The 23,222-nt window shown below is 60.0% G+C and carries 19 protein-coding genes and 1 pseudogene; 14 read left to right on the plus strand and 6 right to left on the minus strand.

Features of this window, described 5'->3' with window-relative positions:
• Window positions 1–78: 78 nt before the first annotated feature.
• Both AB7M29_RS06485 and gcbA read right to left on the minus strand, forming a co-directional pair.
• Window positions 79–585: pseudogene (locus AB7M29_RS06485) on the minus strand (methyl-accepting chemotaxis protein); the annotation flags it as partial.
• Window positions 586–2,076: 1,491 nt separating this feature from the next.
• On the minus strand, window positions 2,077–3,747 hold the full coding sequence (gcbA, locus tag AB7M29_RS06490; protein ID WP_217855715.1) for a diguanylate cyclase GcbA: 1,671 nt from the start codon (window positions 3,745–3,747) through the stop codon (window positions 2,077–2,079).
• Window positions 3,748–4,036: 289 nt separating this feature from the next.
• Here gcbA and AB7M29_RS06495 point away from each other — a divergent pair, with 289 nt between their 5' ends.
• From AB7M29_RS06495 to AB7M29_RS06520, 6 genes are all read left to right on the plus strand, one after another.
• Entirely contained in the window at window positions 4,037–5,104 is a 1,068-nt protein-coding gene (locus AB7M29_RS06495; protein ID WP_048396187.1) for a DUF2333 family protein, read from the plus strand.
• Window positions 5,105–5,107: 3 nt separating this feature from the next.
• Window positions 5,108–5,677, plus strand: a complete 570-nt coding sequence (locus tag AB7M29_RS06500) for an NUDIX hydrolase (protein WP_007907443.1) — start codon at window positions 5,108–5,110, stop codon at window positions 5,675–5,677.
• 274 nt (window positions 5,678–5,951) lie between these two features.
• A complete protein-coding gene (locus AB7M29_RS06505; protein ID WP_007907444.1) occupies window positions 5,952–6,323 on the plus strand; it encodes a translation initiation factor Sui1 in 372 nt (123 codons plus the stop codon).
• A 219-nt stretch (window positions 6,324–6,542) separates the two neighbouring features.
• Window positions 6,543–8,456 (plus strand): arginine decarboxylase, encoded by a 1,914-nt coding sequence (speA, locus tag AB7M29_RS06510; RefSeq protein WP_052965842.1) that lies wholly within the window; start codon window positions 6,543–6,545, stop codon window positions 8,454–8,456.
• Window positions 8,457–8,689: 233 nt separating this feature from the next.
• Window positions 8,690–10,012, plus strand: coding sequence for a type VI secretion system Vgr family protein (locus AB7M29_RS06515; RefSeq protein WP_217855717.1), 1,323 nt, complete (start codon window positions 8,690–8,692; stop codon window positions 10,010–10,012).
• Window positions 10,009–10,806: a DUF4123 domain-containing protein gene (locus AB7M29_RS06520; protein WP_454246556.1), complete on the plus strand. Its 798-nt coding sequence runs from the start codon at window positions 10,009–10,011 to the stop codon at window positions 10,804–10,806. Before AB7M29_RS06515 ends, AB7M29_RS06520 begins: the two co-directional genes overlap by 4 nt.
• A gap of 12 nt (window positions 10,807–10,818) precedes the next feature.
• On the opposite strand, the gene AB7M29_RS06525 is transcribed toward AB7M29_RS06520, so the two are convergent.
• The gene (locus AB7M29_RS06525) at window positions 10,819–12,159 is read right to left on the minus strand and encodes an MATE family efflux transporter (protein ID WP_454246557.1); all 1,341 of its coding nucleotides are present in this window, start codon (window positions 12,157–12,159) and stop codon (window positions 10,819–10,821) included.
• Window positions 12,160–12,349: 190 nt separating this feature from the next.
• Window positions 12,350–12,643: a hypothetical protein gene (locus tag AB7M29_RS06530; protein WP_008011267.1), complete on the minus strand. Its 294-nt coding sequence runs from the start codon at window positions 12,641–12,643 to the stop codon at window positions 12,350–12,352.
• Between the two features lie 190 nt (window positions 12,644–12,833).
• Between AB7M29_RS06530 and AB7M29_RS06535 the strand changes: the two genes are divergently transcribed.
• The 5 genes from AB7M29_RS06535 (at window position 12,834) to AB7M29_RS06555 (ending at window position 17,368) form a co-directional block, all read left to right on the plus strand.
• A complete protein-coding gene (locus AB7M29_RS06535; RefSeq protein WP_008011269.1) occupies window positions 12,834–13,136 on the plus strand; it encodes a MazG-like family protein in 303 nt (100 codons plus the stop codon).
• On the plus strand, window positions 13,136–13,885 hold the full coding sequence (locus tag AB7M29_RS06540) for a methyltransferase (protein ID WP_454246558.1): 750 nt from the start codon (window positions 13,136–13,138) through the stop codon (window positions 13,883–13,885). Before AB7M29_RS06535 ends, AB7M29_RS06540 begins: the two co-directional genes overlap by 1 nt.
• A 12-nt stretch (window positions 13,886–13,897) precedes the next feature.
• A complete protein-coding gene (locus tag AB7M29_RS06545; protein WP_454246559.1) occupies window positions 13,898–14,524 on the plus strand; it encodes a DUF4136 domain-containing protein in 627 nt (208 codons plus the stop codon).
• A gap of 53 nt (window positions 14,525–14,577) precedes the next feature.
• Entirely contained in the window at window positions 14,578–15,135 is a 558-nt protein-coding gene (locus AB7M29_RS06550) for a DUF4136 domain-containing protein (protein ID WP_454246560.1), read from the plus strand.
• A 250-nt stretch (window positions 15,136–15,385) separates the two neighbouring features.
• Window positions 15,386–17,368: a pilus assembly protein TadG-related protein gene (locus tag AB7M29_RS06555; RefSeq protein WP_217855727.1), complete on the plus strand. Its 1,983-nt coding sequence runs from the start codon at window positions 15,386–15,388 to the stop codon at window positions 17,366–17,368.
• Here AB7M29_RS06555 and AB7M29_RS06560 read toward each other — a convergent pair.
• Together AB7M29_RS06560 and AB7M29_RS06565 are read right to left on the minus strand one after the other, a co-directional pair.
• Complete coding sequence (locus AB7M29_RS06560) at window positions 17,338–20,106, minus strand: ATP-binding protein (RefSeq protein WP_454246561.1); 2,769 nt, start codon at window positions 20,104–20,106, stop codon at window positions 17,338–17,340. The genes AB7M29_RS06555 and AB7M29_RS06560 overlap by 31 nt on opposite strands.
• Window positions 20,103–20,543, minus strand: a complete 441-nt coding sequence (locus tag AB7M29_RS06565; RefSeq protein WP_007907464.1) for a TadE/TadG family type IV pilus assembly protein — start codon at window positions 20,541–20,543, stop codon at window positions 20,103–20,105. The genes AB7M29_RS06560 and AB7M29_RS06565 overlap by 4 nt, the downstream gene beginning before the upstream one ends.
• Before the next feature lie 75 nt (window positions 20,544–20,618).
• Here AB7M29_RS06565 and AB7M29_RS06570 point away from each other — a divergent pair, with 75 nt between their 5' ends.
• From AB7M29_RS06570 to AB7M29_RS06580, 3 genes are all read left to right on the plus strand, one after another.
• A complete protein-coding gene (locus AB7M29_RS06570; protein ID WP_427627025.1) occupies window positions 20,619–21,089 on the plus strand; it encodes a prepilin peptidase in 471 nt (156 codons plus the stop codon).
• A gap of 113 nt (window positions 21,090–21,202) precedes the next feature.
• Entirely contained in the window at window positions 21,203–21,982 is a 780-nt protein-coding gene (locus AB7M29_RS06575) for a response regulator (protein ID WP_454246562.1), read from the plus strand.
• Between the two features lie 856 nt (window positions 21,983–22,838).
• On the plus strand, window positions 22,839–23,213 hold the full coding sequence (locus tag AB7M29_RS06580) for a DUF6124 family protein (protein ID WP_217855735.1): 375 nt from the start codon (window positions 22,839–22,841) through the stop codon (window positions 23,211–23,213).
• The last annotated feature ends 9 nt before the right edge of the window (window positions 23,214–23,222 follow it).

Below are 23,222 nucleotides of genomic sequence, written 5' to 3' on the forward strand. Positions count from 1 at the left end.
ATGGCTAAATAGGAGTTTTCATACAAGAGCTTAGGTGGCGATAGTCCAGCTCGTTAGTTGCGTTCGGGCCCGCAGCCCTTAGACTCGAAAGGCCTGAACGGCTGTATGCAACCGCCCGCCCAACACCAACAAATTCTCCCCTTGTTCACGCCCCTCGCCGATGCGCAGCAAGTTATCCCCACCCAATTGGTGAATCCGCTCACTGTGATCGCGGATTTCGCTGACCGCGCCGCTCTGCTGGGCGGTAACATCGGCGATGCGCACGGCGGTGTCGGAAATGGTCTGGATCGCCCCGACGATTTTATCCAGCGCACCGTCAGCCGCCTGGGCCTGATTGGCCGTGGCTTCGGCGTGTTCAACTTGAGCGCGCATGCCTTCGACCGATTGCCGCGCGGCGGTTTGCAGGCCGGCGATCAGCGTCTGGATCTCGGCCGTGGCCCCGGCGGTGCGTTGCGCCAGTGAGCGAACCTCTTCGGCGACTACCGCAAACCCTCGGCCCATTTCTCCGGCGCGGGCCGCTTCGATGGCGGCGTTCAGGGCCAGCAGGTTGGTCTGGTCGGCAATCGAGCGAATCACCGTTAGCACGCCGCCGATGGTCGCCGACTCCTCGGCCAGATGTTCGATCATCTGCGCGTTGCCTTGCACTTCCCCCACCAACGCATGCAGACCGGTGAGGCTCAGCCCGATCACTTTCTGACCGTGTTCTACCGCAAGCCCTGCATGGCGGCTGGCGTCGGCAGCCTGGCTGGCGTCGCCGGCAACTTGTTGAATCGTCGCCTCGAGTTCACCGAGAGAGTCGCGGATCAACGCGGTGTCGCCGGCCTGATGCTCGGCACCGCTGTGCAGGTCATTGCTTAATTCGGCCAAGGTTCGGCTGCTGCCGGCGACTTGCTCGGCGTTGAGGCGAATGGTGCCGACCAGGTCGACCAGATAGGCGCGCAAGCGATTGAGCGAGGCTTGAATATCATGCAATTCGCGATTGGTCGCGCCCAGTTGAATGTCGCGGCTGAAGTCACCTTCGGCCCAGGTCGACAGCGCCGGGGCGAGGTTGGTCAGCGTTCGGGCCAGGCGTCGCTGCAAGGTGTCGATGAGCAATGCGATCAGCAGAATCAGCCCGATCATCACCCCTTGCATCAACCGCACTTCGCTCTGGATCTGCCCGTGCTGGGCGCGCACCACCGGTTCCAGCCCGGCGATGGACTGCTGCACAGCGGCGATTTTCAAGTGCGTCGCGGTGCTGAGGTCGGCGCGTTTCTGGATCTGTTCGCGAGTGCGCGCCAATTCAGCCGGGTAGCGGGTGAGCAGGCTGTTGAGTTCGCGTTTGAGGCCGACGCCGGCATCTTCGGCGACGGTTTTCTCGGTGTTATCCAAACCCATCATCGCGGCGAAATCATCGGTGTTCGATTCGGTGCTGGCAGTCACACCCAGCAGCGGTAAAGCGTCCAGTTGCTCGGCTTGAGTGCGGATGTTAGCGACTTCGCGTTCGACATCGGCGGCCAGTTCGCTGCGACCACTACTGACCAGTTTGTTCCGAGCCAAGGAGAGTTTGCCCAAGTGCTGGGAGGCCACGAGCAAGGGCGTCAGGTACGCCGCGTTGCCGCTGGCGTATTGGCTGAGCTGATCGAGGCTGGCGCCGAGTTCGCGTTCGGCTTGCAGCAGCAACGCCTGCGGGTCGCCAGCGAGTTTGCCGGCAGCCAACAGGTCGGTTTTGCTGAATTCAGCCAGGTTCGACAGGCTCGGACGCAAGGTGTCGGCCAATGCCGGTGGCAACTCACCGAGTTCCTTTTGCAAGGCGTCGATGGCTTGGCTGGCGCTCCTCAGGCGCAGGGCATCGCCGCTGGCCAGGTAATCCTCGACGTTGCGTGCCACTTCATTTTGAAACTGCTGAGACAGTCCCAGATAACGCTCCATCAATAGATAGGGGCGTTCCAGCGCTTTTTGCGACCACCAGAGCGTGGCGCCAAGGGCCACGCACACGGCGACCAAAAGGAGGGTATTGAGATTGGTCAACAGCTTCAGGCGCATCATGGTCTACCAACGGCAGAATGGTAAGTGCCTGAAGTTATTGCGTTTCTGTTACAGAGTTATGACCGAATGGGTCGATTCAGATGAAAAAGTGGCACTTTGCTTTGACTCCCGCGCGGCTTGTACGCGGTTACGTCCGGCGTTCTTCGCACGGTACAACGCCTCGTCCGCCTGGCTGGCCATCAACAGGCTGTCAGAGTCTTCGCGCAGTTCGACGACGCCGGCGCTGAAGGTGCACCAGAGGTCCTGCGGCTGAGCCGGGTAGTGAATTTCGGCAAAGCGCTGACGGATTTCATCGAGCACCTTGTAGGCCGATTCGATATCAGTGTCCGGCATGACAATGGCGAACTCTTCACCACCGTAGCGACCAATGAAATCGGTCTTGCGCAACCGTTGCTTGAGGAACAGCGCCAGGCTCTTGATCACTCGGTCGCCCATGGGATGGCCGTGGCTGTCGTTGACCCGTTTGAAGTGGTCGATATCGAGCATCGCAAAGCTCAGCGGCTTACTTTCGCGACGGGCACGGAATGAACAGTCTTCGAGCAATTGCAGAATGTGGGTGTGGTTGTACAAGCCGGTCAGGCTGTCGCGCACCATCCGTGCTTTCAGATTGCGCGCTCGTGCCGCGCGGTTGCGCACGGTGGTGATCAGGTGCCGTGGCTTGATCGGCTTGGTCAGGAAATCGTCGCCGCCCTCGCTCATGGCGTCGAGCTGCTTGTCCAGGTCGTCTTCGGCCGACAGATAAATGATCGGCACGCTGACATAGCGGTCGTTATGGCGGATCACCTTGGCCAGTTCAGTGCCGGTGCAGGCCGGCATGTACATGTCGAGGATGATCAGGTCCGGCTGGAAATCCGCCAGTTCGGCCATGGCCTGGATCGGTTCGATCAAAGTTCGCGTGACGATCCCGGCGCTGTTGAGCAGGCGTTCGGTGTGCAAGGCCTGAGCGCGGGAGTCGTCGATGATCAGCACTTTATAAGGTTCATATTGGGCGACGCAGGTCAGGACTTCGATCTTTTCCAGCAGGCTTGAAGCTTCGAGAGTGCCGGTGAGAAACTCCTGGCCTCCGGCGCGCACAGCGGCGAGGCGGGTCGGGGTATCGGTTTCGTGCAGGCTGAAAAACAACAGCGGCAAGGGCTGATCGAGGCCTTCCTGGGCTTCGGCCGCCAGTTTCAGGCCGATGCCGGCGCCACTGAAATCGACGTCCATGACAATCGCCGCCGGCAACCGCTCGACCATCGAGGAGCGAAACGCGGCGACACTGTCGAGGGATTGAGCGCTGAGCCCGAAGAATTCCAGTTGCTTGGCCAGCCGCTCGGCCCGGTCGTGATCCTGCAACATCACGTAGATCGGTTTGCGCAGCGGCGGCAGGAAGGTTTGTTCGAGCTGATCGCCATGGCGCAAGCCGGTGCGGGACAGGCGCTGCATCAAGCGATTGAGGTCAGTGATCAGTCCGCTGCTCAGCCGTCCGCGGTTGGCGTCCACCGCTTCCAGCGACTGGCCGATGTGGCGCGCCAACTGGGTGTGTTCCGGTTGCTCGAAACGTTCGGCAAAGCGCAGCAGGCGCAGATTGGCCTCACTCAGTTCCGACAAGTCGGTGGTGGACCATTCATTGCGTTGCAGGCGTTGCCATATCTCAAGAATTTGACGTGCCTGATGAATTACCCGCTGGGCAAAGTGGTGCTTGAGGCGCTCACGGCTGGGGTCTTCTGGCTCGGTCATATCCTGACTACTAGTTAGGGTGCATGCTGAGATCGACTGGTGGCTCTATGCTAGCACCTCTTTTCGATTGCATGAGTGTCGTACGTCAATAATCTGCAAAGCGACTTCATTCAGTTTCTGACCGACTGGTCGCATAGGCTCAGCGCTGTGCTTCATTTATAGTGGCGACTCGATCGCCGTCATTGTGTGGCTCGCTGTGTCCCGCAGGATTTAATGCGCGGCAAATGACGCACGATGGCGTAGGGTTGTGGTCGAACCGATGAACTCAAGTGATTGAAAGGATACCGCCATGCTGGACTGGAAGAACCGCACAGGCAGCGCGCCTGAGCGTGCCGCTGAACCGAAATCGGCCACCCGCAGTTATTTTGGCGGCCTGTTGTTCAGCCGGGCGCTGGCCACTCTGATTGTTCTTTACCTGTTGGTGGCGATCGCGCTGGGCTGGTACTGGAGCCAGGAGCCGGCGCTGTTCCCGGTTCAGCAGAATGCCCAGGTGGCGGCCGAGAAAGAAGGCAAGCAGATGGTTGTCGGGTACACCACGGTGGAAACCCTCAAGACCGTCGCCGGCACTTTGCTGACCAAACCGGGTGGCTATATTTCCAACGACCGTTTCCCGCCGGGTCTGTGGATGGACAACATGCCGAGCTGGGAATATGGCGTGCTGGTCCAGGTCCGCGACCTGAGTCGTGCGCTGCGTAAAGACTTCGCCCGCTCGCAGTCGCAGTCCGCCGAAGACGCCGACCTGGCCAAGGCCGAGCCGCGTTTCAACTTCGACAACAAAAGCTGGGTGCTGCCATCCAGTGAATCCGAGTACCTGGAAGGCATCAACTCCCTGAGCCGCTATCAGGCACGTCTGTCGGGGCCTGACCAGAAAAGTGCGCTGTTCTATGCCCGCGCCGACAACCTGAACAATTGGCTGGGTGATGTCGGAACCCGTCTGGGTTCGCTGTCGCAACGGCTGTCGGCCAGTGTTGGTCGGGTCAAGCTCAACACCGCGCTGAAAACCGAAGTGCCGGCGCTCGGTCAGGTGCCGCAAGTTGACGAAGAAGTCGTCGAAACCCCATGGCTGCAGATCGATAACGTGTTCTATGAGGCCCGCGGTCAGGCTTGGGCGTTGTCCCACCTGCTGCGTGCCATCGAAGTCGACTTCGCCGATGTACTGGCGAAGAAAAACGCCACAGTCAGCGTGCGCCAGATCATTCGTGAGCTAGAGGCTTCGCAAGAGCCGGTCTGGAGTCCGATGATCCTCAACGGCAGCGGCTTCGGTGTGCTGGCCAACCACTCGCTGGTCATGGCCAATTACATTTCCCGGGCCAACGCCGCGGTGATCGATTTGCGTCAACTGCTCAATCAGGGCTGAATCATGGTCGATAGCTCCGTTGATGACATGCGTGAGGCCGCCCATCGCGCGGCCTCCGATGCCGAACAGATCGCCTGGGTCGACGAGCAGGACAACCTGCTCGGCGCGCTGGTCCGCTCCGAGCTGCGCGAACGCGAGCTGATCGGGCGCGGCACCTACATCATGCTGTTCAATTCTGCCGGTGAACTGTGCGTGCACCGACGTACCCTGAGCAAAGCGATATACCCCGGTTACTGGGACGTGGCGGCCGGCGGCATGGTGCTGGCCACTGAGACTTACGCCGAATCGGCGGCCCGTGAGCTGGAAGAAGAGCTGGGCGTGAGCGGTGTGGAACTGACCGCCCATGATCACTTTTTCTTCGAGGACACCGGCAACCGACTCTGGTGTTCGGCGTTTTCGGCGGTGTGGGACGGCCCGTTGATCCTGCAACCGGAAGAAGTGCTTGAAGCGCGTTTCATCCCGATCGATCAGGTCCTGCTGGAAATCACGCAGAAGCCTTATTGCCCGGACTCTCTGGCGGCCTTGCAGCGCTATCTTCGCGCCCAAGGGAATAACGTCGCAAAAGAGCTATAAATTGGCGCCGATTGGCTCTTAGCAAGTCGGCTTTTTGCCGTTACACTGCGCGACCTTTTCAAGCTGAACCGGTAATGCTTGTTGTAGGAGCTGCCGCAGGCTGCGATCTTTTGACTTTAGCTTTTGAGTCAAAATCAAAAGATCGCAGCCTCGTTGCACTCGTCAGCTCCTACACCGGGTTTTCCGTTTCAGTAGCGCTGCCCCTGCCTGAGTGGGGCTTCGCGGTCGATGGCATCTGCCACGACCAGTCTTTGTCCTCCCAAGAGGATTGCCGGTGGCCAAAAAAGCCGCATCCTTCGCCGCCCTTGGTGGCCTGGTATTTTCCACCGACGCAGGTCGTCATTGCCCGGATTGCAGTCAACCGGTGGATGCCTGCATCTGCAAACAAACCGTTATCCCGGCCGGCGACGGCATCGCTCGCGTGCGTCGCGAAAGCAAGGGTCGTGGCGGCAAGACGGTGACCACCATCACCGGTGTGCCGTTGGCCGAAGACGCGCTCAAGGATCTGGCCACCACGTTGAAAAAACGTTGCGGGACCGGCGGGGCGTTGAAAGACGGAATCATCGAAATCCAGGGCGATCATGTCGAGCTACTCTTGGCCGAGCTGATCAAACACGGTTTCAAGGCGAAGAAGTCCGGCGGCTAGCAGCCTCTGTGAAAACCACCCGCGGCTTGATCCAGTCCCGATTTCATTCAGGTCTGGCGTCGTCTCCATGGTTTTCACAGAGCCTGTTCATGACCGGTTTCTAAACTCACTGCGGTCAGCGAGGTCTACCCCCTCGTTGACGAACCGTCATTTTCATACTTTAGACTGCGCCGGCCTGAACCCAGGCGACGCTCTATGACTTCTTTATAGGGGACTTCGATGTCCGTACGACGCACACGCAAAGACGATGGCAGCCAATGGACAGTTGCGGACAGCCGCAGTGTTTACGGGATTCGCCATTGGGGGGCCGGGTATTTCGCGATCAATGACGCCGGTCGCGTCGAAGTTCGTCCGAACGGCCCGACCAGTTCGCCTATCGACCTCTTCGAGCAAGTCGACCAACTGCGCAAAAGCGGTTTGTCCTTACCGTTGCTGGTGCGTTTTCCTGACATCCTGCAAGACCGCGTGCGTCAGCTGACGGGTGCGTTCGACGCCAACATCGAACGCCTGGAATACCAGAGCAAGTACACTGCTCTGTACCCGATCAAGGTCAACCAGCAAGAAGCGGTGATCGAAAACATCATCGCCACCCAGAACGTTTCCATCGGTCTGGAAGCCGGCTCCAAGCCGGAACTGCTGGCGGTACTGGCGCTGGCGCCGAAGGGCGGCACCATCGTCTGCAACGGTTACAAGGATCGCGAGTTCATCCGTCTGGCGCTGATGGGCCAGAAGCTTGGCCACAACGTATTCATCGTGATCGAGAAAGAATCCGAAGTCGGTCTGGTGATCGAAGAAGCGGCGGCGCTCAAGGTCAAGCCGCAGGTCGGCTTGCGCGTGCGTCTGTCGTCCCTGGCGTCGAGCAAGTGGGCAGACACCGGTGGTGAAAAATCCAAGTTCGGCCTGTCGGCGGCGCAACTGCTGTCGGTGGTCGAGCGTTTCCGCGCTGCCGGCCTGGATCAGGGCATTCGCCTGTTGCACTTCCACATGGGCTCGCAGATCGCCAACCTGGCGGACTACCAGCACGGCTTCAAGGAAGCGATCCGTTATTACGGCGAGCTGCGCAACCTTGGCCTGCCGGTGGATCACATCGACGTCGGCGGCGGTTTGGGCGTGGACTACGATGGTACTCACTCGCGTAACGCCAGTTCGATCAACTACGACATGGACGATTACGCCGGTGTCGTGGTCGGGATGCTCAAGGAGTTCTGCGACGCGCAGAGCCTGCCGCACCCGAACATCTTCTCTGAAAGCGGCCGTTCCCTGACCGCCCACCACGCCATGCTGGTGGTTCAGGTAACCGACGTCGAGAAACACAACGACGACGTGCCCAAAATCGATAACAAGGAAGAGCTGCCAGAAACCGTGCAGTGGCTGGTTGACCTGCTCGGCCCGACCGATATCGAAATGGTCACCGAAACCTACTGGCGCGCCACGCACTACATGAGCGATGTGGCCACTCAATACGCCGATGGCAAGCTGACCCTGGCGCAAAAAGCCCTGGCCGAGCAATGCTACTTTGCCGTTTGCCGCCGTCTGCACAACTCGTTGAAAGCCCGTCAGCGTTCCCACCGACAGGTGCTCGACGAACTCAACGACAAGCTGGCGGACAAGTACATCTGCAACTTCTCGGTATTCCAGAGCCTGCCGGATACCTGGGCCATCGGCCAGGTCCTGCCGATCCTGCCGCTGCACCGTCTCGATGAAGAGCCGCTGCGCCGTGCAGTGCTGCAAGACCTGACCTGCGACTCCGACGGCAAGATCAAGCAGTACGTCGACGAGCAGAGCATCGAGACCAGTTTGCCGGTGCACGGTTTGAACGAAGGCGAAGACTATCTGCTGGGTATCTTCCTGGTGGGTGCCTACCAGGAAATTCTCGGCGACATGCACAACCTGTTCGGTGACACCGACTCGGTGAACATCTACCAGAACGCCGACGGCAGCGTGTACCACGCCGGTATCGAAACCCACGACACCATCGAAGACATGCTGCGTTACGTGCACTTGTCGCCGGAAGAGCTGATGACCCACTACCGCGACAAATGCGCCAGTGCCCGCATCAGCGCCGCCGAGCGCACCCAGTTCCTCGATGCCTTGCGTCTGGGCCTGACCCGCTCGTCTTACCTGTCTTCTTGAGGTAAGGCACCGTTCTCATCGGGTTGTCTGAAAATTCTCCATACGTTGGGGAAATTTCAGATGACCTGGTGCGACACTTCTCTCTTTTCAAGCGAAATGACCCACAGACCGGGCTATCCAAGCGATGTGGTCTTCTTTTCACGTAGGTCATTTCCTAAGTTGTACTTCTGCACTCTACTCGGCCATGTCTCTCAGCGAGAATCCCCGGCCGCCCCTCCTGTAGAGAATCGCCGATGTTCGATCCAGTCCACGAGCCGTCATTTCGTCTGGATATAGCGGGTCTTCCCGACCCCTTTGAGGTCTTGGCGTTTACCGGTAGTGAAGCCATCAGCGAGCCTTTTGTGTTCGACGTGGATCTGCTGAACGACGACCCAAAGCTGGACCTCGCAAGCCTGCTGTATCGCTCGGCCTTTTTGCACTTCGGACCCTTGGGGCAGGGTATTCACGGGCAGTTGCTGGGCCTCGTTCAGCTCGGCCATGGCGGTGAGCCCGGGCTCTGTCGTGTCCGTCTGGGGCCGAGGCTGGCGTGTCTGGCTCAGCGCTTCAATCAGCGAGTCTTCAGCCAGTGCTCGGTGCCGGAGATTCTCGCTCAGGTGCTCAAGGAGCACGGTATTGCCGGCAAGGATCGGCGCTTCGACCTGAGCGGCTATTACCCGTCTCGTGATTTCTGCACGCAGTACCGGGAATCAGACCTGCAATTTCTCCAGCGTCTGTGCGCCCAGGAACGGCTTCATTACTACTTCGAACACCGCACACGCGGACACTGTCTGGTTTTCGGTGATGGCTTGGGGCAGTTTAGCCGTGGCGAAGAGAGCGTCTTCAAGGGTGAGAACGAACGACCAGGTGTGCATCAGTTCAAGCTTCACGGTTGTGGGCAGATCGCCCAAGGCCAGACGAATCTGGCGACCCTGCGCAGCGGCCAACTGATGCCGCTGTCTGGCCATCCGTGTGTGGACTGGAATCGTCTCTGGCTACTGACCCATGTCGAGCATCAGGGTGGGCAGGACCCCGGGCTTCCTTATAGCAACCAACTACGGGCCGTTGTGCAGGAAATGCCTTTCGTGGCACCTCATTCGGGCGTGAAACCCAGGATGCACAGCCTGCAGCGGGCGTGGGTGGTCGAGGTCGATGAGTCTCAACCGGATCTGTCCCGACCGGTTGCGGTGCAGTTCGACTGGCTTTACCAGGGGGAGGGCGCAGCGCCCAGCCACTGCTGGTTGCCGTTGGCTCCCGAACTGGAAGGCGCAGACACCCTGCCGTTGAGTGAAGGGGCGCAGGTGCTGGTGAGCTTTATCGAAGGCGATCCGGATCAGCCCTTGATCAGCGGATTTCTTCCCGGCGCAACGTCGAGCGCACAGCCAGTCACACCCGACCTGCAACCCTCCTTGACGACCGATGCGAGCCCGGTGCTCGACGGCTTGCTGGGCATGCTGCAATCCAGCGAACCCTTGGTGCTCCTGTGTCTGCTGCCCGGCGGCGGCAGTTTCAGTCATTGCGCGCAGTCCTTTTGTACCTGCCGGGCGGCGATGCAGTTCGGCCAGAGCGGTGCGGCATGATCACCGCTCAAGCGGTCGACCCGACCCCGCAATGGCTGTTGCTCGACGTGCCGGGCGTGCCTCAGGCCGGCGTGAGTTTGCGGCAACAGTTTGCTCATGCCCGATGGTTCCGCCTGTTCGAAGGCACCGAATTTCACCCGTTGCGTGAGCACGGGCCGGTGTTGGTGGACCTTCGCGAATGCCCGGTATTGGCCGAGCTGTGCCAAAGTGCGCCACATACCTGGGGCGGATTGCTGCTGGTCAGTGAAGCATCGCCATCGCGGCTGCTGGAGCATTTGCGACGCATGCTAACGGTCACTTTGGGTCTGCATCAACGGGCCTTGTTGAGTTACTACAACCCACACACGGCGAGTTATTTTTTCGATGCCTGCGATGCGCAGGAGTTGAGTCGCTGGCTAGGTCCGATCGATCAGTTGCGCTGGTTCGGCGGCACCTGGGCCGACCGGGCCATAGGCTGTCAAGGCTGGCAGCAGTTGTTCAATCCGCGGCTTGCCGTCCGGCCGCTGGCCATCGAAGAAAACCTCAGCCCGCGTCAGCGAGACACCTTGCAAACCTGCCTGCTGGAACAACACGCCTGGCACTGGAGCCGATCCACCGGCACCGACTACAACAGCTTGTGGGCTTACTTGCAGGAAGGGCTGGCGCTGGGTTTCAGCGAACGTCCGGTGCTCGATGGCTGGTTATGGTTGCGCTTGCAGCATCCCGACGCAGTGGCCGGGCAGCCGCTGTCTGGAGCCACCCAGCAGGAGCGTCTCGATAACCTGCGCAACCTGTGGCAGAACGATCAATCCTGAAGCTGACCCCCGTCATCCGTTGAGCCAGCTGTCGTGCTTGCGCAAGTACCAGGCGAATGCGCCAAGGGTCAGACTGCGCAGCAACATGAACAACAGGAAGGTTATCCACAGTCCATGGTTGCCCAAGCCTTGCAGCGCCCAGGCGAAGGGCAGCAGCAGGATCAACGTCAGCAGCATGCCGTTGCGCATTTCCCGGGCGCGAGTGGCGCCGATGAACAGGCCGTCGAGCAGGTAACTCCAGACAGCAATCAGCGGCAGCACCGCGAGGTAAGGCAGGTAAAGGAAGGCGGTGTCGCGCACGCTCTGGATATCCGTCTGCATCTCGATGAACAGGTGCCCGGCGAACAGAAACAGCAAGGCAAACCCCACACTCGCCAGCAATGACCAACCGCACGCCACCACCAATGAGCGGCGCAGGGCCTCTCGGTCGCGAGCACCGATGGCGTGTCCGCACAGTGCTTCTACGGCATGAGCCAGACCGTCCAGGGCGTGGGCGGTCAGCAGCAGACCGTTAAGCAGCAACGCATTGGCGGCGACCGTGGCATCGCCCAGCCGCGCGCCCTGCACGGTGATCAGGAAAAACACCGACTGCAACGCCAGGCTGCGGATGAAGATATCGCGATTGACCGCCAGTAATGGGCGCCAACTCTGCCACAACGCCAGAGCCGCCCAGGCGATATGGCCGGGGTAGGCGCGCAAGGCTTTACGGGTCATGAACAGGCCGATCAGTGCGCCGGTCCACTCGGCGATCACCGAGGCCCGGGCCGCGCCGACCACGCCCCAATCCAGGCCGAGCACGAACCACAGGTTCAGCGCGATATTGACCAGGTTGGTGCTCAGCAGAATCGCCAGCGGGGCCCGAGCGTTCTGGGTGCCGAGGAACCAGCCCACCAGCGCGTAACTGGCCAGCGCCGCCGGCAAGCCGAACAACCGTGTGTGGAAGAACTCGCGGGTGAGCTGATCCAGCTCCGTCGACGGTTGCATGAAGTGCAACGCGACCCCGCTCAACGGCACGCCCAGCGTCCCTAAAAGAATGGCCAGGCCCATGGCCAACAACAGACCCTGGAGCAAAATCTGCCGCAACGCTGCGCCATCCCCACGCCCGGCAGCCTGGGCGGCGAACCCGGTGGAGCCCATGCGCAGAAAGCCCATGGCCCAGGCAAGAAAGGTATACAAACTGGCTCCCACTGCGACAGCGCCGAGCTGATGAGCATGGGGCAGGTGGCCGACGACGGTACTGTCGACCAGCGCCACCAGCGGTACAGAAATGTTCGAGAGAATCATCGGGGCGGCGAGCGACCAGACTCGACGATGGGTCGGACGGTCGCGCCAGTCGGCAATCAGGTTGGACATGCAGGCTCCTTGGGGGCGCCTGCATTGTAGCGGCAGATTGTGTTCAGTTAAGCGAACGCAATCTACAAAACATCAGAGATCTAATGTGGGAGCGGGCTTGCTCGCGAAGGCTTTCTTACATTCAACATGTCAGTCGACTGACACACCGCTTTCGCGAGCAAGCCCGCTCCCACATTGATTGGGGGCAGCTTTAGTGAACAATCCAGCTCAGCAACCACAACCCCAGCAACAACCAGATAATCCCCATGATGATCGACGCGTTCATGAAGGCGCGGATCGCCGCCCACAGCAGCATCAACCCGATGATCAGCGTGATGATGCTGACGATCGAAGTGTCCATGCCCAGCGCCTGGGCCAACCCTTCGACAAAATTGCTGCCGGCGTTGCTCAACAGGTTGAACAGACCACTAAGGGCATCGATGATGAACCGGATGGCCGAACCGATTATCTGGCCGAGCCATTCGAAAAAGCTTTCTACCTGCATGTGTACGTCCTGGTGGAGTGGTGGCGTGGTTGCCGGATCCGAGCGTTGGGCTATGGATCGTGCTGCCGAGTTCCCCACAAGCATAGAGGGTTGCATCCTGCCTCCCACAAAAATCGCTTCCTCCGCTCAACCGTTGTCACTTGCCTTCACCGGCCATCCCCCTGAAGCTATACGCCTTCAGGAGAGCCCGATGAACCTTGTTGAACTGACCGAACGCCTGCACGCCATTCGCGACCGCAATGACTGGCGGCAATTTCACAGCCCGAAAAACCTGGCCATGGCCGCAAGCGTGGAAATGTCCGAGCTGGTGGAGATTTTCCAGTGGCTGACCGAAGACCAGTCGCGTCAGTTGCCGGCAGACAAACTTGCCCATGCCGGGCAGGAAATCGGCGACATCGTGCTGTATCTACTGCTGCTGTGCAGCGAGTTGGGGTTGGACATGAATGAAGTGGTGCGCAGCAAACTCGCGGACAGCGAACGGCGGTTCAGCTGATGAGCGACCGTCATTTCGATCAGCTGGCGACTCGCTTCGCCGAAAAAATCTACGGTGGCGCCAAAGGTGCGATCCGTCTCGCGGTGCTGCAAGCCGACCTGGCCGAAACCCTGCCGGACCGCCCGTTGCGCGTACTGGACATCGGCGCCGGCCTGGGCCACATGTCGTTGTGGCTGGCCGAGCGCGGTCATCAGGTGACCCTCGCCGAGCCCGCCGAACCGATGCTTGAAGGTGCCCGCCAGCGCTTCGCCGAAGCGGGGCAGACGGCGACATTCATTCAGGCGCCGTGGCAGGAACTGCTCGGTCAGCTCACCGAACCTTACGATCTGGTGCTGTGCCACGCCGTACTGGAATGGCTGGCCGAACCTCATGCGATTTTGCCGGTGCTGCATCAGTTGACGAAGCCGGACGGCTGCTTGTCCCTGGCGTTCTACAACCGCGATGCGTTGATCTACCGCAACCTGCTCAAGGGCCATTTCCGCAAGATGCGCAAGAACGACATGGCCGGCGAGAAGCAGAGCCTGACTCCGCAGCAGCCACTGGATCCACGGGAATTGGCGGCGCAACTTGAGAGCATGTGGCAGGTCGAAACCCAGAGTGGGGTGCGGGTTTTTTACGACTACATGCCGGTGGAGTTCCAGGCCCGCGTCGAACTGCCGGACTTGCTGGAAATGGAACTGGCTCACCGCCGTCACCCAAGCTTCGCCGGGCTTGGGCGCTATTTGCACTGGATCTGTCGGCCGATCTGACCGGAGCGCGAAATGAAAAGTCGTTCAGGGTTGCTGGTGATCTGTCTCGGGTTGATGGCCTGTCAGGGCAGCAACCCTTATGTCGCGACCTCCAATCCCCTGCCACCGGCACCGCCCCAGGCCGCCACCACCTTCGACCGCAGCGCCTACCCGGCGCCGCCACGGGATTACGGACGCTATCGCAGCTGGGCCTGGCTCGACGGGCGCCTGCCACCGGGCACGGCCTGGGCCGACTCGGCGCAGGTGGCCGAAGCGGTCAGCAATGCCCTCGATCAACGCGGCTTGCGTCCACTGCACGACAACCGCCCGGCGGACCTGTTGGTCAGCGCCGATTTGCATCTGGAAACCCGCTTGCGTCAGGTCCAGGACGACTATGGTTACGGCGGGGGGTATTACGGCGGCGGTTATGGCGGTTACAACCGCTACGGCAGCGGTTACGGCATGTACAACACGGTGCCGGTCATCCGTACTTATCAGGTACAAGTCGTGGTGGTGCGAGTCGATCTGTTCGACGCGAGCACCGGCCAGCCGGTATGGAGTGCCAGTGCCGAAACCAGTAATCAGGGCAGACAGAGCGAGCGTGCCGATGCCATTCGCGAAGCTGTCGAAAAGGCCATGTCGGCGTATCCTCCTAGTTAGCTTCCCGTAAAGGAAGCATCCCGCAGGTGCATGTCCTCTATCGGAGAAAAATCATGTTCCGCCGTCTCGTTTTACTGGCCATGGCCGCGCTGCTCACTGCTTGCGCCGGCAACCAGGTCAATCATGACTTCGATGCCAGCCGCGACTTTGCAGCTTATCGTAGCTGGAGCTGGAAAGAGCCCGCTGTGCAGTACCGTCCCGATGATCCACGGATCAAGAGTGACCTGACCGAACAACGCATCCGTCAGTCCGTTGCCGATCAGCTGGATCAGCGCGGTTTGCGTCCAGCCGCCGCCGGTGCCAGCTCGGACCTGAAGGTGCAGGCCTACCTGATCGTCGAAGATCGCCAGCAACAGGTGAGCACTAACTATGGCGGCGGTTATGGTGGCCCATGGTATGGCTACTGGGGCGGGCCGATGTACACCGAAACCCGCAACGTCAGCTATAAGGTAGCGACCATCCAGGTCGACCTGCTCGATGGCAAGGACGGCAAACTGGTGTGGCGCGGCAGCGACGAGCAGACGCTCAGCCGCACGCCGAACCCGCAGGATCGCAGCAATAAAATCCACGAGACAGTCGGGCGGATATTGGCGAATTATCCACCGCGCTAAGCGCTGAACTATCTAACACCACAGATCTATTGTGGGAGCGGGCTTGCTCGCGAAGGCGGAATGTCAGACGACATCAATGGCGACTGAAAGGCCGCCTTCGCGAGCAAGCCCGCTCCCACATAAACCCATTCCCCCATTGAGTTTTTGTTGTCTTGGATGGCGCGTTGCCAGCAATCTGGCGGACCCTTGTCTACACTGCTTCACATCGTTGGAGGTAGCCCTCGGCAGTGTGCCGGCAAAGGAGTGTGCCATGTCTCCCTGCTTGCAGTTTCGTAGCCCGGCCCGGCAACGGGGAGCGATCGGATTGATGGCGGTGCTGGCTCTGGGCATGGCCTTGGTGTTCCTGCTGCTCGTGGTCGACAGTGGCCGCCTGTACCTGGAAAAACGCAGCTTGCAACGGGTCGCGGATATGGCCGCGCTGGAGGCGGCCACGCGCAACGGTGATTGCGCCACGGGTGCCACCGCTATTGCCTATGCCACCGCCAGTGCAAACCGCAACAATTTCATCCTTCCTGACCCCACGCGCAGCCTGACGGTGGCCTGTGGCGCCTTGACTCTGGACGCCAATAATCTTCGGGTTTTTACGGCTAATCCGAGCAGCAGTGAAGCCATTAGGGTGACCGTCAGCCATTCGATCCTGCAGAGTTTCGCCGGGGGTATTGGTGCCGTGTTCGGCGGCCCTCCAGCCGGTGCGACCCTCAACCTGACCGCGACCGCCGTCGCAGCGTTGCCGCCACCGCTGGCATCGCTGACCATCCGCACTACGGTGCTGACTGTCGATACCAGCAAGTCGGCCACCCTCAATGCGCTGTTCGGTGGTTTGTTGGGCGGCAATCTGAACCTCTCCGTGGCGGGCTGGAACGGTTTGATGAGCACCAACATCAGCCTGCTCGGTTACCTCGATCGATTGAAGGTCGACCTCGGCCTCAACGCCGCCGGGTATAGCCAAGTGTTGGGTACTTCGGTGGCCGTCAGTCAGCTGATCCAGACTGCCGTCAATGTGCTGGACCCCGGCGGCACACTCGGCGCGACGGCGACCATCGTCGGTCTGCAAGCACTCAAGGTTGCCGCTGGCTCAACGACCGTGGTGCTGGGCAATATGCTGCACGTCGAGAACGGCAGCAATATGTCGGCGTTGGCGACGAACGTGAGTGTGTTCAACTTGATTGAAGGCATCGTGCAACTGGCCAACAAGAAAAACGGTCTGGTGGCAACGCTGCCGATCAATCTGGCAGGGCTGGCGCAAATCACGGCCCGGGTGCAGGTACTGGAGCCGCCGCAACTCTCGGCAATCGGCAACCCGAAAAACGCGGCGCTGGATCCACTGGGACCCAATCGGATCTACGTGAGAACTGCGCAGGTGCGCACATTGCTGTCGATTGACCTGCCGGCACTCGACGCCATTGTGGCGCTGGTCAATGCGGTGACCGATCTGGCAGGACCGCTGACCAACACCCTCAATGCCTTGCTCAATCTCAACCTGGTGGCGGTACTCAATTCACTGACCTGTGCCTTGGGCGTACCCTGCCAGACACCCGACATCATGGTGTTGCCAGGGCCGATACGGCTCGACGTGGCGCTGGAGGTCGCCAGTGCCAGCAGTTACGTCACGGCCTACAGCTGCGTGAGTAACACCAACAAAACCCTGACCACCAACACCAGTACGTCGCTGGTGAACCTGAAAATCGGCCGGATCGATGCGGCCAGCATGTTCGGCAGCAACACCACGCCGCCGGCGGTCACGGTGCAGCCATTGAAGGTGATCGATATCGGGATCAAAACCTGTCGCAGGATTCTCTTTCTGCCCATCACCTGCGATCCGCGTGTGCCCGGCGTCGGTGGCGGTATCGATATCGTTGCCGACACCAGCGTGGCGGCGAACACCAACATTTCCCATATCTATTCCGCACCACCCGCCAGCAGCCTGCCGGAAATCAACCAGCCACCGTTCTACTACTCGTTTACCACCAGCAGTATTGTCAGCAACCTGCTCAACGCCCCGCTTAACATTCACGTGGATATGTATGGCCCGTCAGGCAGTCTCGTCAGTGGTCTGGGGACGATCCTGAGCAGCGTCACCACCTTGCTGATCAGCGCGATCAACAGCGTGCTCAGTCCGTTGCTCGACAGCTTGATCAACACCTTGCTGTTAAGCCTCGGGATCGATTTGAACAAGGTCGACGTCGGCGCCAATCTCAGCTGTCACTCGGGGCGCGCGACGCTGGTGATCTGATCGTCTGCGACAATCGGCAACTCGATACAAAACCGCGCGCCCTCGGTCGAGTTTCTTACACTTAAGCATCCGCCCATGTTTGCGACGATGCCGTAACTGACAGACAACCCGAGGCCGGTGCCGACGCCGACCGGTTTGGTGGTGAAGAAGGGTTCGAAAATCCGCTCCAGCAGCCGTGGATCAATACCACCGCCGTTGTCCTCGACCCACAGTCGCACCGAGTATTCATCACGTTCGGCGTACACCGAAATCCACGGTTTGAACTCCCGATCGGCTTCGCGTTTGCTCAACAATGCATCCCGCGCATTGACCATCAGATTGATCAGCACCTGTTCCAGCTGATCGACGTAGCCGCGCACCTGCACTTCGAATCCGGTCTCGCTGACCCGCAGTTCGACGCCTTTGCCGCGCATGCCTTCGGACAGCAGTGACAGCGTGCCCTCGATGGCTTGAGCCGGATTGAACGGGTGCTGCTCGATCTCCGAACGCCGACCGAACACCCGCATGTGATCCACCACCCGCGCCGCGCGCTGGACTTGCGCGTCGATGCGGTTGAGTTTGTCTGTCAGGTAATCGATTTGCGCATCGCCATTGCTCAGGCGCTTGAGCACATTGACGATGGCCATGCGCATCACGTTCAGCGGTTGATTGATTTCATGGGCCAGCCCGGTGGCCATTTCGCCGAGGGTGGCCATTTTTGCGCTTTGGGTGAGCTGTTGCTGGGCGCGCCGGACTTCGGTGTTATCGCGGCCCACAGCCTGAATCTCAAGCAAGCGACCCTGCTCGTCGAACACCCCGCGATCCGACCAGACCCACCAGGCGTGTTCCCGACCCGGCAGTTGCAGGTTGATTTCCGCGGTGCTGACCGGGAACTCCGGGCTCAGGTGACTGAGCCGCTGGAGGAACGATTCGCGCTGTTCCGGCGACATCCAACTACCCAGGTTCACTCCCGGCAGCTTCTCGGGCTGGCATTCCAGATAGGTCGCCAGCGGGCGGTTGCCGAAGGTCAACGTCAGGTCTGGAAGGTAGCGACAAATCATCGCCGGGGAATCTTCCACCAGGATCCGATAGCGCTCTTCACTCTGTTTTACTTTCTCGGCGGCCAGGGTCGCCTCGGTGATATCCAGCCACAGCCCCACGGCTTCCACCGGCAGCCCGAGGTCGTCGCGCAGCAGTTTGGCTTCGTCGAGCAGCCAGTGGTAATCGCCGCGACTGTCGCGCAGCCGATAACGGGCACGCACTGAACCTTCGCGCAGCAGTTGCCGGGTGCGCTCGAAATAGCCGTCGCGGTCTTCGGGGTGAACCCGTTCCACCAGCGCGCCGGCGGCACAATCGGCGAGCGACCAACCGAGCAGCGGCAACAGGCTGTCGCTGAAAAATGTCGGTTGCAGCGCACCTTCGACATAGCGCTGCACGTAGATCACCGCCGGTGAACTGGCGATCAGGTTGTCCAGCCGGGCATGGGCGGCAGCAGCGTTCTGCTCCTGATTTTTGATGTCACTGATGTCGAGCATGAAGCCCACCAGCCGCCGGTTTCTGCCGATGCCCAAGGCCTGACCTTGCAGTCGATACCAGATCGGCGTTTGCGCCGCGTCGGGGCGATGCAGGCGCACGCACAGCAGCAACGGAGCGCCTTCGTCCCGCAAGGTTTTCAGGCGAATCGTCAGCTCTTCACGGTCGGCGGGGTGGATCTGTTCGAGCCAGTCGTGCAGCGGCAAACGAGTGCTCGCAAGGTTCAGCATGCTTGCCAGCGACGGCGCCAATTGCACCTCGGCATCGTCGCTGAAAACCTCCCACCAGCCGGTGCCGAGCAATGCTTGCAGAGACTCCAGCCGCTCCAGTTGCAGATGGTGCTGATGCTCGCGCAAACGCTCAAGCAACGGGCCGGCCAAAGCGGCGGTGAGTTGCAACCAGTCGCGCTCGCTCAGGTCGGGGGCACGTTCTTGCACCGGGTAGAAACCACAGAGCAACCAGGCCACCACGCCCAGGGCATTGTGGTACGGCACCGCGAACCCTTCGGCATTGCCGAAGATGCCTTGCAGGCGCGGGTGTTCGCTGGGGGGCAGTTGTTGGGGGGCGGAGCCATTCAAACTGTCGAGCCCGGTGCCCAGGCGTTGGTCGATTTCCCACAAGCCGGGTGCATCGAAGGCCACGTAATGCTGGTGGATCAGCCAACCCTCTGCCTGTTCGTCGAGCAAGGCCATGGCGATGCATGGAATCTGAAAGCGCTGGGCCAGACCTTGCAGTTGCTCCGCCAGCACCTCAGGCAAGCGCGTCAGGCTGCACAGGCGCAACTGTTCGCTGATCTGCGCCGCAAGTAATTGACATTGTTCGCGGCTGCGCGCTTGTCGACGTTCGAGCAGCAGATCGCCGATGTCGATCAACTGCAACAGCCAGTTTTCGCCCAACGGCTGCACCCATCCCCGCAGATGCAGCGGTTGTTCGCCGAGGCTGAAAAAATCCAGGTCCAGACTCTGTCCCTGCCACTCGGCAGGCGCGCCTTCGACCGACAGGCCGCTATGGGGCATGAGGTAATCGAGTAGATGCGGTGCCTGCGCGCCGGGCATTTGTTGCGCCAGCAGATGCCGCAGAGGGCCGGTCAGCTGAATCACCCGGCCCTCGTCATTCAGAAGCAGCTGCAAACCGAGACGTTGCACGCTCTGAGTGTCCGCACTGGTCGAGGGCTGCGGCGGTTGGCGGTTGAGCAGGCGCCCGAAGAGTCTGTCCCCGGAACTCAAAATTGCAGGCTCGATCGGGCGGTAAGGGTCGCCGGCAGATTGGGTACCGAGCCGATCCCCGGCAGCACCAGAAACGGCAGGACCTGATTCAGTTTACTGGTGGGGTAATTGATGGTGACCGTCAGCACGCCACCGATATAAGTGGCACTGGCGTCAGTGGCCACATTGAAGTTCAGCGCGGCAGGAATCCAGGCCAACTGCCGGGTCAATTCGGTGGTCGCTATGTTTCTGACGGCGGTGTCGTAATTGGCGGTGCTCGGGTCCAACGCCACACTGCGACGCACCGCTTCGGCCGTCGACTGATTGAACGATTGCATCAGCAACAGCGGCAGGCTGTAACTCACCAGCCCATAAAACACGGCGAAAAAGATGATGAACACCAAAGCGAACTCAATCGCCACGGCACCTTTTTGTTTGCGGGGGAGGCCTGTTTTCATGAGTGCGTCTACCCTGACCATCACGACGTAGTATCAGCATAGAATCATTCAGCCAAAACGGACGTTTTTTACCGGATGCAGAACTTTGTCCTACTGATCTGGCTGACGCTTTGCGCAGCACAGGATGTCCGAGAGCGGCACATCGCCAATGGCCTGACCCTTGGCGTGGGTGTATTGGCGCTGACGTATCTGCTGTGGACGGGCACCACATGGTTAGGGGCCGAGGCGGTACAGGGCGGCTGGGCTTTGTTGTTGGCATTGGCCTTCACCTTGCCCGGTTATGCATTGAAACGTCTGGGGGCGGGCGACGTGAAACTGATGGCCACGCTGGGCCTTGCGACGGACGGTATGCACCTGCTTGGCGGTTTTATCGGCGCCGGATTGGCCAGTGCATTCTGGCTGCTGCTGGCGCCAAGACTCTGGCTGTATATGGGGCAAGGGCTTAGAGATCGTCTTCGTTACCTGGGACCTGGAACGTCAAAAAAGCAGCCCTTTGCACCGTTTGTGCTGGTGGGTATGTTGCTCACACTGGTCTGGATGCATTAGTCGCCGGGCGCCACTCGTTCTATGTACATAGTTGGAAAGTGCGTCTACTTTCAAAACAGTTGTTGTACAGCCTTTGGAAGTGGGTACAGGAACGGTCAAGCCTGGAGTGACACGTGAACAAGCTTATCTCGGCAATAAAAGTCCTTGTGGTCGATGACGAACCATTGATTGTCGAAGAACTTTGCGAGTTCATCGAGCGCAATGGTTATCGCTGTGTTCCTTGTCAGTCCGGCAAGCAGGCGATCGAGCGTTTCAATGAATATGAGGATATCGGCCTGGTGCTCTGTGATTTGCAGATGCCTGACATGGATGGCATTCAGCTAGTCCAGGCGCTGCGACGGTTGTCCGGCAAGCACCGGGCGTTCGAGGCGATCATGCTCACCGGTCGCGCAGACAAGCAGGATGTGATCAAGGCCTTGCGCGCGGGGTTTGCTGACTACTATCAGAAACCGATTGATCTGGATGAGTTGCTCGAAGGTTTGCAGCGCCAGGAAGTGGTCTTGCAGGAGCGGCAGAAAAACCTGCAGTTGGGGCATTTGAGTCAGAAGCTGCAGTACCTTTGTGAGTCGATCGACGAGTTGTATCAGGATTTGGATAAGGTTCGCCGGGGACCGTCTTCGGTGCCTTTATCTGATTCGGCTGACGGTGAGGCGGAGCGTTTGGAAATGCCGGCGGTTTTCAATCAGCTGTCGCCGCGGCAGTTGGAGGTGGCGCGGTTGGTGGGCAAGGGGCAGACCAACTATCAGATTGCCTGTGAGTTGGGGATTACCGAGAACACGGTGAAGCTTTATGTGTCGCAGGTGTTGCGGTTGACGCATATGCATAATCGCACGCAAGTGGCGTTGGCGTTGTCGCCTGGTAATGCTGGTGTGCGGCGGCTTACTGCGCACTGAGTTTTTTGAAGGCTTTTGATCTTGGCGGCCTTATAGCCGACCAATCTTTCTCTGATAGACACCGTTCAACTGTGGGAGCGGGCTTGCTCGCGAAGGCGGCCTGACAGCCGACCTGTATTTTGGTTGACTGAGTACATATCCATTTCTGCGGTAACGGCAGCTTATGGTTTCGCCCTTACGGCGAGTCCCTTTTGGCAAACGCCCCAAAAGGAACCAAAAGGTCTCGCCCCAAGCGTCCGGCCCCTCGCCTAGGCTCGGCGTTCCTTCGTTCCGGTATCCATCTGGGGGCATCGCCCTACGGTCTGCTTCGCTACGACCTACATGCGATGGGTTCGACTGCGTCGAACGGCGCTGCGCGCCAATCCCCAGATGAACACCTCCACTCAGCCTCCCGAAGGGGCGGGTGGATCAAAATCAAAAGCCAGATCAAAAGCGGCAGGCGAGCTAACGCTCGGCCTGTTGAGTGGTGAGGGGCGGGCGTACGCCGCTCCACTGTGGGAGCGGGCTTGCCCGCGATGGCGGCCTTACAGGCAACGATGTTTATCGATCAGTAAAAACATCAGAACCTTCCCACATGTTTTTCAGGTTGCCCGTCGGAAGCTGTGTCTCTAGCCTTTGTCCGTCGCTGACCATTCAGCGTCCGGGCGTCGCGGCTCGATTCTTGAGGCATAATCGCTCCACCAAACAACAGCACTTTTGGGTGTCTGTCGTTTCGTGTCATGGCGACTGTGCGCGGGATACCTTCGGGTATGCCGAGCTGCCTCGGGGATCGGTCCGCGAACCCGCGTACAGCTGCCACCCCAAATTGCATCGCGGCAATTTGGAAGTGGCTCCATTTCATCCCAGAGGTGTAATCATGTTCAAAGCAACCCCGAATCCCCCAGAAACCGACAACGTTTCCCCTTACGAATCTTCTGATTCAAAAAAATTCCACGACGCCGCTAACCGCGCGCTCGATCACTACCTCAATCCCACCCCAAACAAAACCGAAGGCCGCAAGCCAAGCAAGATGTTTATGGTTGCGCCGGATATGGATAACGAAAGCCTGTTAGCCCATGTCTGCGAGTCGCTGGCTTCTGCGAGCGTCATGACCAGCGACATTGCCGCGTATGTCGAAGCCCCGCAGCGGCATACGATCCTGGCGATTCAGCAGGTCATCATGCTGGCCGAGCTGGCGGTGAATCGGATGCTGGATAACGTCGACGTACCAAAACCCGCGCCACACAGCTAATCCCCTTGT

Source organism: Pseudomonas sp. F-14 TE3623, assembly GCF_053629015.1.